This is a genomic window from Pseudomaricurvus alkylphenolicus, assembly GCF_011683955.1.
Classification (GTDB): domain Bacteria; phylum Pseudomonadota; class Gammaproteobacteria; order Pseudomonadales; family Cellvibrionaceae; genus Pseudomaricurvus; species Pseudomaricurvus alkylphenolicus.
Window position 1 is genome coordinate 586,358 of sequence record NZ_JAAQPI010000004.1, and the last position, 13,559, is coordinate 599,916.

The window sequence follows — 13,559 nt, forward strand, 5'->3', positions numbered from 1 at the left end:
TCAATCTCAGTAAAACCCACCTCACGGGAGGGGCGTGAAGCTTACAGGAGTTACAGGTTAACTACTACGCTTTGTAAGGGATTGTTTCATTATGTTTTGTTAATTTGGTTGATTGGCCGGCTTGAACTAGGATAAAACAGCGGCTGGCCAAAATAGCGCGATATGCCACTAAGAAAGAAAGCAGTAAGGAACCTCTAATCTCCCCATGAAACGTGCGTCTTTATTTCCTCTGATGTTTTCGCTCGGCTCTGGATTAAGCGGTGCGGCATCTATGGCGGAGGAAAGTGACGATCTCTACGCCATGAGCTTGGAAAAGCTGCTCGCTGTAGAGGTGAGTGTTGCATCCACCCGTGAAGAAAAAATTCTGAGTACGCCTGCGGTTGTGTCGAGAATCAGTGTCGCTCAGTTGCGGAGCATGGGCATTCACCGCCTTGAGGACATGATCTCAATGTTGCCGGGTGTTCAGGTGCAGGATACCGCCATAGGTACCAAAGCCATCGTTATGCGTGGCATCTTTGAGGCGTTTAATCAGAAGGTTTTGTTTCAGCTGGATGGCGTACCCTATTGGCAGCCGGCTCATGGTGATATTCCACTTTCCGGCATTTCTCTGGAGAGTATAAGCCACATCGAAGTGATTCGAGGTCCAGGCACGGTTTTCCATGGTTCCAATGCCTCAGCCGGTGTAATTAATCTGGTCAGCAAGGATTCCAAAGAAACCAGTGTGTTCGGAAGTGTCAGCTCCAATGAAGAGAATCTAATGGAATTCTATACCGGCACGGATCTTGGTGAAGGACGGCTGACGATTTCCGGCCATTGGCGTGACGGTGAGAGCTATGACGCGTTTTTTAACCGTCGGCCGGTACCGCCATTCTATCCGCCAGGTACACCCAGCGACGGGGAAATCGAAAAGCAGGATCAAAGCAAGTCCATTCAGGTACGCTGGCAGTGGCGGGATTTTACTGCGCAATATCACGAGTTTCGCTCATCCAACTCCGGATTGGCAGCGGTAGCGGCTATCACCAATCAAAGCAAAATGGAACAAACAGGCCGGTTGCTCCATCTTAATCAGCATTGGCGTCTGAACGGCGGCGAGCTGGATGTCTATGGCGACTACAACAACTACTATTTGGAGATCCCCACTGATAACCTGTTCGGTGGTGTAGATGACGGTATTCAGAATTTTGGCTCCGGCTCCGATAATCATCGTATGCGATTCGGGGCCAAGTGGGTCGGTACCTTGCCTGCCGGCTCTGAGTACGTACTGGGAACAGAAGTCGAAGAACGCAGTACGGGCGACTATCGCAATACCGACGCTGGGACTGGCGAAACGCGTGCTATCACCCTGGCAGCAGACGAAACCGGTGAATGGTCGGTGTATGGGCAATGGCTAAAGGATTTCGATCGCTATCGATTGAATGTGGGTTTTCGTTATGTGGATAACGAAAAAGCGGGCAGCAATTTTTTGCCTCGCATCAGTGGCGTATACAGTCTGTCTTCCACCAGCTCTCTGAAATTGATTTATTCGACGGGATTCAATTCGCCCAACCTGATTCAACAGGGCATTGATATCCCACCAAATGTCATCATGGGCGATCCGGATCTCAAAGCTGAAACGGTTGAAACCGTGGATCTGGCTTACACCTTTAACAAAGACAACCAGCTACTGATTGTAAATGCCTATTACCTGAACGCCGAGAACTTTATTCAGCGACAGGCAACGGACTTTGCGGTGAAATTTGCCAACGCGGGAGATTTTGATCGTTACGGATTGGAAGTGGATTATCAATACGCCACAGATCGACTTCGGCTGATCTCCAATCTCGCGTATCACTTCGACGACGACAGCAGTAACAGCAAAGATCTGGGACGGGGATTTGTGCCTCGTTGGATGGCATCGATGGGTTTGCACTGGGTGATCGCTGGACCTCACTCCATAGGTACCAGTTACCAGTATCAAAGTGATCGAGCCGCAGTCGATAAATCCCATTACTTTAGTGCACAGTATAAATACACCGGCGAGCAGCTGGAAATTATGGCTGGTGTAGAGAATCTTCTGGAAGACGATTATGAAGTTGCGGATATTCAGGATTTTAATCTGCAACGATTGATCGGCGGCGGAGACCAGGATCAGGTATACCGGGTTTCGGCCCGCTGGCACTGGTAACCAGCCAGCCGAAACCTGTTCGGTAAACCCTTATTCTTGAAAATTAATGCAATTCGACTTCAATTAACTCAACCCGTTCATCGTCCTCCGGTGCTTCCTCCGCGATCATGCCGACACCCGGCGCATAGTATTTAAACTCATCCGTGCCCGGTTCCAGGGGGGTAAAGTCTCGGGTCACCAGGCAATTGCCATCGCAGGAGGCGGCTGGAGCTTCCTGGGTACCGGTTACATCGACAATCTCAATCACATCTTCTGCTTCTCCCCAGGCCACTTCCTGGCGGATAAACATGCCGACCTCCGGCACAGCAGGTAACAGAATACCGGCCTTGGCACCTTCTTCTCCGGACTTCCAGGAACCATCGATATCCACCAATTGCGCTTCTTCGGGGTCATCGCCGTCAAAGGTTTCGTAGTTGAGAGAGATTTCACCGCAATACCAGACGTTGCCAAAAATGTCCTGAGCAAACCAGTCGTCCGTGTCTTCGATCAATTCACCCTCCTCCTCGACAACATCTTTGACCACCACGCAGGGAATACCATCGATCATCTTGATTTTGTCGGTGACGGTAACCGTAATGGTCTCAGTGACCTCTTCTCCATCATCATCTTCAAAGGTGCCTTCGTACACCCAGCGGTTACCGTTCACAAGCGGGAGATAGGGGTGTGGATTTACCGTGACACCAATGTCTCTGGGGTCGACAAAATTGCTGGCAAAGTCCGGCCCGAAATCGGGAGCGTAGGCCTCCTCTCCGATTTCGTCACACAAATCCTTGCGGGCTTCACGAATGTCCCGGCATTCCGAGATGACTTCGCGTCGTTCATCTTTGACCTCATTCTCGCATTCACCGAGTTCGCTTCTATCGTTTTCGTTCAAACAAATGGCGATGGACTCGTAATAGTCATCGTAAGCATCGTGCAGACAGCTGCGCCATAGGGTATCAGCCGTACTTGAGCATACACTGATGCCACGCAGGAATGGATGGTTCGCGAAGCTACTGCTGCTACCAGCAGTAGCCACAGCAATCAGTATCGGAACTAAAGGTAAAGTGCAAATTCGAGTATTCATGGTCTTGCCTCTCTGCTGTGTTAAGTAAGAGGTGAGACCCGTATCGAGAGAAGAATCAATCGTTGTTACCGTGAAACTTCCAGATAAATCCGACAGACGGCACCAGCGGCATCAGTGTTTCTTCTTCGCCACTGATATCAAATCCATCGTTGTCGTTTTCTTCGAGCTCGTAATCCACAGCACCAATGTTTTTACGATTCAACAGATTGGTAATTTCGATAAACAACTCCAGTGAATCTTTTCCCCACTGCCAGGTATGGCTGGCGCGAACATCCAATGAGGCAAAGTGAGGTAGCTGCTTACGGTTACGTTCGAGTGCCAAGGGCTCGATAGTTTCAACATTATCCGGCAGCCCCGATGTCTGCCAACCGGAGTGCCAACGAAAGGCAGCGCTTAATGTCCAGGGATGTTGTTGCCAGATTATGCCGGTGGACAGAGTGTGAGTCTGGTCCCAGGTCCGGGGCTGCCAATCACCGGACGGGTTTTCCTGATGTGGAATAAAATCATCCGCCGAAGAATGGGAATAACTTGCCCAAATCGATAATTGATTGCCGGGCTGATATCTGAGCGAGGCTTCTACCCCTTGGGCGCGAGCCTTTGTCGGTTTCAACTCAATACGATCAGGAGCGGCTTCCGGGAGGAGTACCAGCGAGTTAAAAAGATTCTCGTACCTTCGCTTTGGATCGTGTATGTCCTTGTAAAAAGCCTCCAGACGCCAATACCAATTGCCGCGTTGGTGATCCAGGCCCAGAATGACGCCATCGGTATATTGGGGACTTTGAAACTCGTCAATACCGTCGGCAATTTGTAATTCATTTATGGATTCCGGTTGATAGAAGCGTCCCAAAGACGCCCTCAGAGCGGTGTCATCATTGAGGCGAACACGAGCGCTGACACGAGGACTGAGTTGATTCCAGGTCTTGCTGTCATCGCGCGGTTCATCATCATCAAGACGAAAGTGATGACTATAATGTTGAACGTCCCAACGCAGGCCCGCTTCCAGGGACAACCAATGAACGGGCAAAAATTTAACCGAGCCGTAGAGCCCCAGCGTTGAGAGCTCCGGACTGAGCGCCAGGTCTTCTTCCAGTTCGGTATCAACTCCCAGGAGTTCAGCCAGTTCGTCGCGCTCCATCTCCGCAAGCAATCGGTAGTCACCTTTTTGATACTGAATCTTGCCCCCCAGATCCATCCCCAATTCGGGGGTAATATCGCGATGCCAGTGATAACTGAGACTCCAGACATCAAAGTGATTGTCTTCGGTCAGAAGGCTGTCGCCTTCTTCCGGATCAACAATGGCGCCATCTCGCTGGTGTTCAATCCTTCCGTGGGACAGCGTCGCGACGCCATGGGTGGTTTCGTCAGCTTCATGACTCAATTGGAACCATGCATAGGTATTGCGATAACGGGAATGGGTAATCTCGCCTTCGTTCAATGGCGCCTCTTCCAGATCATTGAGTTTAACGTCGTCGTTGTAAAGCAACAGGCCGGTTTCTATTTCAACACTTTCTGAAAGACGCCAACTCACCTGGCCGTAGGCATCCGAATACGAAGGCTTGCCGAGTGTCGGGTTCACATAATCCGTCACCAGATCCAGATTGCCTCGCCTCGCCGAGATCAGCCAGCGACCTCGGCCTTCACCGAAGTGGCCGTAGCCCGCAAAAGAGGCATTTAAAAAGCTGATGTTGATCTCACCGCCCAGCTCCGGCAGCGGCTGCACAGGAGAGATGTCCATGACACCGCTCATACGGTCGCCATAGCGAGCCGGGAATCCACCGGTGTAAACTTCGATTGATTCAATCAGGCTGGGATTCAAACTTGAGAAAACACTCTGAAAGTCCTTGAGATGAAAGGGTTCCAGCAATTCGATCTGATTAAACAGCACCAGTGTTTCGTCCTGCAGGCCACCACGAATATTGGGCTGTGCCGAGAGGCCCACGGAGGCTGTTCCGGGCAGGTGATTGGCCGCTCGCAGCGCATCATCACCCAACTCCGGAAGATTTACCAGGTCATTGGTGCTGAGCTGATGAGTGGACAGTGGCCGTGCCGACTGCAAATCATAACGACTTGCGGTAACTACGATTTCCTCTAGCCCGACGGCGGGTTGCAAGGGAATATTCAACTCGCGTTCTCTTACCTGGCGGGAACCAATAGCGGTGGGTGTATAGCCGCTATGGGACAATGACAACTGCGAAGGTCTTTCCGGCAGATAAAGCTCGAAGTACCCCTGTTGGTTGGTAAACACGGTGGCGATGATATTTGGGTCCACCAATTGAATACGTACGCCAGATAGCGGCTTGTCGGTATCGGCATCTGTAATGCGACCGCTGACGCGCCTGCCAAGTTGAGGGTCACGAATAATCATCCAGCGGGTCGGCCCGGGTGCGGTTGCCGGTGTCGGCGAAACCATCAGCCCCAACGGCCGCAGGGCCTGATTCAGACGCTCGATGGCGTCTGTTCCCGTGGGAATGTGTTCCACTCTCAATTCAGGTCGAATCAGGTCGCTGCTGTAAATCAGCGGATAACCGGCTGCCTCATAGTCCGCCAGCACCTCTGCCAGGGGGCGTTGATGAAATGGAATCTGCAGGTTCCCGGCATAGGCTAAGGGACTGATAGCTGCCAGGGACAACAGCAAACGGGCCTTGGTTTTTGCAATCATCGTTTGAAATCCACGAGCAACTCGTGAGGTCGGCTGTCGAGTCTGACAAAGTCTGTTGTGGCCAGTACCACACTGACAGCATCCATAGCAGACAGTCCTCGAATATCGCCATGCAACCGGGTATGGCTGGCGGCCATTCGAACGGCGTCATTGGTAAAGTGTAACTCCAGCCCCGCCTCGCGCGACGCCCAGACCAAAAAGTCGTGCAGGTTGCTGCTGCTCAGATCAAATTCTTTGGTGGCCAGCTGAATCCACTGCCAGCTCTGATCGGTCGAGGGCAGGGGGCTTTGATCGACGACTTGGCTGCCACGCACACTGATCAATCCCCCTTGGCCCTCTGCGGCTTCCATCAGCAGATCGTCTTTCGGTAAAGCGACTTGCACCAATCCTTCGCGCACGGCCACGGTCAGGGTGTCGGCGGCTATGGCCACAGAAAACTGAGTGCCGACATCGGTAATTGCGCCCAGCGCGGTAATCACCTCCAGGGACTCTGATTCTCCGGGAGAATCCACATAGATTCTGCCTTGATCTAACCTCAGTTGTCGCTGGGAATCGACAACGACGCTGGTGTCATGATCCAACCGGATGCGGGTGGTGCTGCCGAGCCCAAACATCAGGTACCCGTCATCTTCTGTCTGTAAACGGCTACCGACAATAATGGGTTGGTTATCACCTTGGGAGGTCTCAACCCGATAGCTGCCGGAGGCGAATACCAGATGGCCTATGGCTGTACGAGGAGCATCTTTGGGGGCATAGGCGATGAGCAGACCGAAAAATCCGATCAACACAACGGCTGCCGCCGCCAGCCAAGGCTGGCGCCAAATTGCCATTGTTGCAACCTTCGCCTCAGGGGCGGCACTGCTGATGTTGGGCGAAGGGTCCTGAGCCTCACCCACTTGCGGCAGCGCCTCCCAGGCTTTAAGCGCCGCTTGATAAGTACGTTCTCTGACGGCTTGCGGCGGTTTGGGGCGGGGACCGGCCAGGTTCAGCAGCTGCCGTACATCCCGATCGTCCCCATGGGATGAAATCGGTGTTTGTTTCTCATTCATGGGGTTATGGCCTCCCATTCAACTGGCGCATGGCCAGCACGGCTTGTGTTGACAGGTCTTGGGGCAAATCGTATTGCAGGTCTCGAAAAGCCTGCCGAAAGGCACCGCGCGCACGGGCCAGCAGTGACTGCACCGCTGTTTTTCCTATCGCCAGATGCTCATCAATCTCCTTCACCGATAAACCCTCCAGGTATTTCCACTCCAGCACTCGACCGTAATTGTCCGGGAGATAATCCAGCGTCAGCTGCACCAGGTTCTGTAACACCAGCTTCTCTGTTTCAGTGAGCCCCTGTTCAATCTGTAGACTCTCAAGCACCGCCCGAATGTGCGGGTCGTCATCGAGGCTGACCGTAGTGGGTTGCCGCCGCTGGTGGCGTCGGTACCAGTTGGCGATTTCATGACGGCAGATCTGGCACAACCAGGTAAACAGGCTGGCTTCTCCCCGGTAGCTGTCGAGATGGCGAATCGCTTTGATCAGCGTTTCCTGAACGATGTCTTCACAGGAGTCTGCGGCGCTGATCCGGCTTGAGCAAAAACGGTGCAGACGCGCAAAATAGACGTCGAAAAAGTGGTCAAACGCCACCCGATCCTTCGCCAGGATTTTCGCCACCAGTTGTCTATCTTCTTGATTTTGCATGACTAATTGTTTATCTCTGCAAATTGGGAAGTGGTTGTTGTTCTGGGACGTCGATACCGACGGAAATCAATCGCACCGCGACATATAAATTGTAGATCAGACAACAACTGGTCAGATGTCGCTGCTGATATAGACTAAGGAAGAGTCGATATCCCCATAGAGAGAGGCCAGGACGTGATGAACGAACCCAAACGAGCGGCGGATTCACCCTTTGCGGTGGAGGTGGAAGCGGGCAAATCTTACTTTTGGTGTGCTTGCGGGCAGAGTAACAAACAACCCTTTTGTGATGGCTCCCATAAAGGATCTGAGTTTACGCCGCTAAAATTTGATGCCACGGAGTCCAAGAAAGTGTTCTTCTGTTGCTGTAAGGCCACGCAAAACCAGCCCTTGTGTGACGGGAGCCATAACAAAAAATAACATGCGAAACACAGGAATTGCTCTTTGTATTCTCGGGTCGCTGATCATGACTGTCAGCTTTATTCTCGGGTTGCCCCAATTGGTTGGCAGTGACTTTACGGATTCTCGAACCTTTCCGCTGCCAATTTCTCAAACCCCGGTCAGCGTTTCGACCGACGAAATCTCAATTCCACCGGCATCCGATATTGCGGCTTGGATTCAGGTTCCAGGCCGTGCCATCGAAACCAAAGATATTTCAGTTAGTGTGCATTTCCTAACTTCGAGTGGTTTGCTACAGGCGTCCTTGAGCAAAGAGTTCGGATTCTTTCACACCCGCTCCAGCTCCCCTCAAGGGCAAAACTACAAGATCGGTTCACACGCCTTTAAGGATGGGTTTAACGGGGCGCTGAAGTTGGAATCCGCTGGCTCATGGCGGCCGGGGTACGACGCAACTATCGTGCTGGCGCGGGGAGCCGCCAATCGCAGTGACAGCATCATGCTCTGGTCTGCGGTCTTCAGCCTCGGTACAGTGGTACTTGCCCTTGGCATACGAGTGCTGGCAAGATCGGGTCAAAAGGCTAACTGAGTCTTATTTCTTTTAACTGACCGATTCTCTTCATGTTATTACTGATTATTTACGTAGTTGTCGCCCTGGGGTTCTCGTTTCTGTGCTCGGTTGCCGAGGCCGTGATTCTTAGTGTGACCTCACCCTACATCGCACTGAAAGAACAAGAGGGTAAGCCCTCGGGGGCTCTGCTGCGCAAGCTTTGCGACGACATTCACAGCCCATTGGCGGCGATTCTGACGCTCAACACCATTGCCCACACTGTGGGTGCCGCCGGTGCAGGTGCTCAGGCAGCAGCAGTCTTCGGTAACGCTTACGTTGGTGTAATCTCAGCGGTATTAACCCTGCTGATCCTGATTCTGTCCGAAATCATTCCCAAAACCCTGGGCGCGCACTACTGGCGGCAGTTGGCGCCGCCTACTGCCTACTGTCTCAAGTATCTCATCAAGTTGCTGTACCCATTTGTGTTAATGGCGGAGAGACTGACCCGCGGACTGGCCCACGGCCCCACGCTACGAGGGTTCAGTCGCGACGAGTTTGCCGTCATGGCGGAGTTGTCCGCCGAAGAAGGTGCACTGGCCCAGCGGGAAAAGCGCATTCTGCAAAACCTTCTGTTGTTGCGGGAAACACGGGTAAAGGACGCCATGACTCCCCGCACGGTGGTGTATTCCGTACCGGAAGAGACCACACTGGAGGCGTTGGCCCATGATCTTGAACAGCGCCGCTTTTCACGTATTCCGGTTTACCGGGGCGATTCCGAGCAGATCACCGGATTTGTGTTGAGAAGCGACGTCCTGTTGGCAGTTGCCAGAGGGCATGGACAAGAAACACTGATCAGTCAGAGACGTGATCTGCCGGCACTTTTATCCTCCATGTCGCTATCCCAGGCATTTGACGAATTTCAACGGCAACACAGTCATATCCTGTTGATTGTGGACGAGTATGGCGGTATGGAAGGCATACTCACCATGGAGGATTTGATCGAAACTCTGTTAGGTCTTGAGATTACCGACGAGAGCGACAACACGACAGATATGCAAAGGCTGGCCCGCCAACTTTGGAAGCAGCGGGCGCGTAAAAAGAATCTCAATATTGACGAGCTCAGCAACGCCACAGTCGATAAACAAAACACCGACAAAACCTAACTCTGCCGTGGGGTAAATCCACCCCACGTGTAACAGCCTCGTTGTATGACGTTACATACTTTGCTCGTCAATTTTCGTCCCCAGTATTGTCACGCTTTCCATCGCGGTCTCAATCACATTGGCTTGATGGAGCTGCAAAGCCTGGTACTTCAGTTTCTCAATGCGGTCCTTAAAGGGGTCGGTAATATTGCTTCGATGCCCGCACAGTTGCTCCAAAACAGCCAACGCACAAAAGGGTACATACTCTGCTGAATACCCTCCTTCGTGCACCACCAATAAACGGCTGTCACAAACCGCCGCGGCGAGTTGCATAAGTTGCTGCGTCATATATCGGTAGGCTTCACTGCTCAACAACATACGTCCAAGTGGATCAAACTTTGAAGCATCGAAACCACTGGCCACGATAATCATCTCGGGCTGATAGGTTTGCAGCGCGGGCGCAACAATGGAACTGAACGTTTTCTGATAAGCCCCAAACCCGGATCCGGGTGGCAGAGGAACATTAATGTTAAACCCCTCTCCATCGCCTTTGCCTCGGTCTGAATTGGCTCCGGTGTCTTCGGGGTAATTGCCATCTTCATGAATGGAGATGGTCAGCACCGAGGGATCATCATAAAAAATGGACTCCGTTCCGTTACCGTGGTGAACATCCCAATCGATGACGGCGATTCGCTTCAAACCATAGCGTGCCTGCAGATGACGAATGGTGATAGGAATATTGGCGAGCAGGCAAAACCCTCGCGCCTGGTCAGCTTCGGCGTGATGGCCAGGCGGGCGCACCAGCGTATAGGCATTGGTGACTTGTTGTTCCATTATCGCATCGGCGGCAGCCATAACGCCACCGGTAGACAACTTGGCGATGTCGTAGCTGCCGCGACCAAATTGAACATGCTCGCCGGTAACGCCACCATGGTTATCACTCAGAGATTTCAGTTCTTCGATATATTCGCGTGTGTGCACACGAGCGATGGCGTCATCACTGGCAGCCTCAGGTTGTAGAACTTCCAGTTTCGGCAGCAGCTCCGAAACTTCCACCAGATTTCTAACCCGACGTTTGGACTCCGCTGACTCCGGGTGTGCCATTGGCTGCATATGATCACCGATGGGTGTGCCCAGCAATGCCGAGCCGGTATCGTGCCAAAAATAGAATTCGTGGGTTAAAAAACCAGTTTTCATTTCGCTCTCCCGCTGTGTAGTCGGTAAAATATAGAGCGTTAAAGAGAGCCGGACTATTCCCCCGGGTAGGTATTTACCCGAATGATTTTGCTGGAATACCTTAGGGAATTGCTTTACTGAGCTTCGGGCAGGGCTTCGGTACCGGTGGACCCCGCGAGATGATTAATAAACAGCGTAAAGAGTTGCGCATGCGAGGAAACACCCAACTTATTATTGATGTGCTTGCGATGGACCTTAACCGTTTCCAGACTGATATTGAGCATTCGGGCAATGGATTTTCCGGAGTGACCCTTGAGAATTTCTCTGGCAATTTCCCGCTCACGGCTGGTGAGTTCTTCACTGCCAAAACTGTCGAATGCCTTACTCAGTTGATCCACCTGAGAGCGGTACCGCAATTTTTGCGGGTGCTTTTCCAGCGCCATGCTCCAGTGCATACGCCCGGCGGAAATCAATACCGGCGCCACCTTTTTAAGCCGTTGTAAATCTCTGGAGGAAATCTTGCCCTGATCCGCGTGTCGGTGGCCAATAGAGAGTGTGACGTAGTAACCTGGCTCCAACATAATTAAGACAACACTCTCATCGCGCAGCCCGATCTGCTGATAGTAACGTTTATAGTACTCGCTCTGGCGAAAGTGATCCGGAGCCAGCTCTCCCAAATGATACACACCGGATGAAATTCCCCGCGCACAGGCCTGGGTGATGGGATCCAACAAGTAAGGGCCATCCACATAATTCGTCAGCGTTACGTCCACCAACGCCTCTGGAATATTATGGAAGAGCATTTTGGGCTTAACACCTTCCAGATAAGTGTAAACGGCGATACTGTCGTAAGGCGTGAGGGAGAAGAGCATATTGCTGAGGAGCGTCGGGAACTCCGACTCGCCGACATTTTCAAACAGATTGGCCAATGCCGAATGCCATTCCAGGGAGTCCAGTTGTAGCTTCGGCATAGTGCTGTTTTGTCCCATGAATTCCCTGAATACTGCCTTTATAGCGCAAAATGGAATTTGGCGCCATCCGCTGAACCAACCACTATAACTGCAGCCAGACAGACTTGGTTTCCAGGAAGTGCTCCAACTGTTCCCGACCCTGTTCACGGCCAAAGCCCGAGGCTTTAAAACCGCCAAAAGGCAAGCAGGGGTCGACCGGGTTATGAGTATTGACCCACACAACCCCCGCCTGAATTCGGGGTATCATCTGGTGAACCTGAGACAGATTGTTGGACCAGATACTGGCACCCAAGCCATAGGGGGTGTCGTTGGCGCTGTTGATGACCGACTCGATGGAATCAAACGGTTGCGCGCAGACGACGGGGCCGAAAATCTCCTCCTGCACGACCCGCATACTGTTATTGGTGTCCGCCAAGACCGTCGGTTTGACAAAGTAGCCGGTGCCTTGAGAGTTATGCCCTCCTGTTACTAACTCTGCGCCCTCCTCGACACCGAGATCAATGTAGCTGGAGACTTTCTCGAACTGCTGGCGGGACACCAGCGGACCCATTTCACAGGCGGGATCCAAACCCGGCGCCTGATGAATATTGTCCGCGATGCGAGCCAATTCGGTGACCACCTGATCGTAAATCTTACGGTGGATGTACAGGCGCGAGCCGGCACAACACACCTGTCCCTGATTGAAAAAGATGGCGTCGGCGGCCCCCTGCGCCGCGACTTGCACGTCGCAGTCTTGCAGCACAATGACCGGTGATTTGCCGCCCAGCTCCAAGCTGGTTCGAGTCATATTCTCCACCGCGGCGTGGCCAACCATTTTGCCCACGGCGGTAGAGCCCGTGAAGGCAATCTTATCGACGAGGGGGTGATTACTCAGGGCACTGCCGGCGACACTGCCATTGCCGGTAACCACATTAAACACACCGGGCGGAAACCCCGTCTGCTCGATCAACTCGGCTAACAGCAAGGCAGAGAGCGGCGTAAATTCCGCCGGTTTCAACACCAGGGTACAGCCACAGGCCAGCGCTGGAGCCACCTTCCAGGCGGCCATCGAAAATGGGAAGTTCCAGGGCACTATGGCGCCCACCACACCCACCGGCTCGCGAAGGGTATAAGCCATGGATGAGCCCGGAGCGGAGAGCGTTTTGGTGCTGCCCTCCAGCTTAGTGGCCCAGCCGGCCATATACCGAAAGAAGCGAATCGCCCCTTCGACATCGGCTTCCCGTGCCGCCACCACGGACTTACCATTATCCAGTGATTCCAGCTGAGCAAAGGCGTCGGCATTGGCTTCGATCAGATCGGCGAGTTTGAGCAGTAGTTGCTGCCGGTCGTAGGGCTTTAGAGTGGACCAGGGGCCCTGAGTAAATGCCCGGCGGGCGGCGACTACAGCGCGATCCACATCTTCCATGGTTGCCTCGGGCACAGAGGCGAGCACCTCTCCGGTTGAGGGTTCTATAATAGGGCGGGTATCACCGTTAGAGGCTCCCACCCATTCGCCATCGATATACATCTTTCGCTTCTGCGTGACGAAATCATAGGTTCTTGGTAGGACGGGGTATTGGCTCAGAATACTGGCGGCTGACTGCATAACGTTAAACGGCCTGATAAAAAAGAGTTACATCATCATTGTTCATGGCGCCGACCAAGTCTGTATATACTCCCTAGACGTTATTCTGTGCCCCGCCGCTGAGACCACTGCCGCACAATATACCCACTCGGGGGGGTATTTTTGCCGCTCGACGATTGATTAGATTA

Annotated in this window: 11 protein-coding genes; 4 read left to right on the forward strand and 7 right to left on the reverse strand. The window is 52.8% G+C overall.

Features of this window, described 5'->3' with window-relative positions:
• Positions 1–205: 205 nt before the first annotated feature.
• Positions 206–2,164: a TonB-dependent receptor gene (locus tag HBA55_RS14170; RefSeq protein WP_166992316.1), complete on the forward strand. Its 1,959-nt coding sequence runs from the start codon at positions 206–208 to the stop codon at positions 2,162–2,164.
• A 43-nt stretch (positions 2,165–2,207) separates the two neighbouring features.
• Here the strand turns inward: HBA55_RS14170 and HBA55_RS14175 are convergent, their stop codons facing one another.
• The 4 genes from HBA55_RS14175 to HBA55_RS14190 are packed head-to-tail and all read right to left on the reverse strand — an operon-like array spanning position 2,208 to position 7,575.
• Complete coding sequence (locus HBA55_RS14175) at positions 2,208–3,230, reverse strand: hypothetical protein (protein ID WP_166992319.1); 1,023 nt, start codon at positions 3,228–3,230, stop codon at positions 2,208–2,210.
• 55 nt (positions 3,231–3,285) lie between these two features.
• A complete protein-coding gene (locus HBA55_RS14180; RefSeq protein WP_166992321.1) occupies positions 3,286–5,889 on the reverse strand; it encodes a TonB-dependent receptor in 2,604 nt (867 codons plus the stop codon).
• Positions 5,886–6,938 carry a FecR domain-containing protein gene (locus tag HBA55_RS14185; RefSeq protein ID WP_166992324.1) on the reverse strand — a complete coding sequence of 351 codons (1,053 nt, stop codon included), beginning with the start codon at positions 6,936–6,938 and terminating at the stop codon, positions 5,886–5,888. The genes HBA55_RS14180 and HBA55_RS14185 overlap by 4 nt, the downstream gene beginning before the upstream one ends.
• A 4-nt stretch (positions 6,939–6,942) precedes the next feature.
• Positions 6,943–7,575 (reverse strand): RNA polymerase sigma factor, encoded by a 633-nt coding sequence (locus tag HBA55_RS14190; RefSeq protein ID WP_166992328.1) that lies wholly within the window; start codon positions 7,573–7,575, stop codon positions 6,943–6,945.
• Between the two features lie 177 nt (positions 7,576–7,752).
• On the opposite strand from HBA55_RS14190, the gene HBA55_RS14195 reads away from it, so the two are divergent.
• From HBA55_RS14195 to HBA55_RS14205, 3 genes are read left to right on the forward strand one after another with little or no spacing between them, the layout of a single operon-like run.
• Entirely contained in the window at positions 7,753–7,992 is a 240-nt protein-coding gene (locus tag HBA55_RS14195) for a CDGSH iron-sulfur domain-containing protein (RefSeq protein ID WP_166992331.1), read from the forward strand.
• A gap of 46 nt (positions 7,993–8,038) precedes the next feature.
• Complete coding sequence (locus HBA55_RS14200; protein WP_166992334.1) at positions 8,039–8,557, forward strand: hypothetical protein; 519 nt, start codon at positions 8,039–8,041, stop codon at positions 8,555–8,557.
• A gap of 32 nt (positions 8,558–8,589) precedes the next feature.
• Positions 8,590–9,681 (forward strand): CNNM domain-containing protein, encoded by a 1,092-nt coding sequence (locus tag HBA55_RS14205; RefSeq protein ID WP_166992337.1) that lies wholly within the window; start codon positions 8,590–8,592, stop codon positions 9,679–9,681.
• A gap of 51 nt (positions 9,682–9,732) precedes the next feature.
• Here HBA55_RS14205 and HBA55_RS14210 read toward each other — a convergent pair whose 3' ends face one another.
• The 3 genes from HBA55_RS14210 to HBA55_RS14220 form a co-directional block, all read right to left on the reverse strand.
• Positions 9,733–10,857 (reverse strand): class II histone deacetylase, encoded by a 1,125-nt coding sequence (locus HBA55_RS14210; RefSeq protein ID WP_166992340.1) that lies wholly within the window; start codon positions 10,855–10,857, stop codon positions 9,733–9,735.
• A gap of 113 nt (positions 10,858–10,970) precedes the next feature.
• Complete coding sequence (locus HBA55_RS14215) at positions 10,971–11,807, reverse strand: helix-turn-helix domain-containing protein (protein ID WP_166992343.1); 837 nt, start codon at positions 11,805–11,807, stop codon at positions 10,971–10,973.
• An 82-nt stretch (positions 11,808–11,889) separates the two neighbouring features.
• A complete protein-coding gene (locus tag HBA55_RS14220) occupies positions 11,890–13,392 on the reverse strand; it encodes an aldehyde dehydrogenase family protein (RefSeq protein ID WP_166992346.1) in 1,503 nt (500 codons plus the stop codon).
• Positions 13,393–13,559 lie beyond the last annotated feature (167 nt).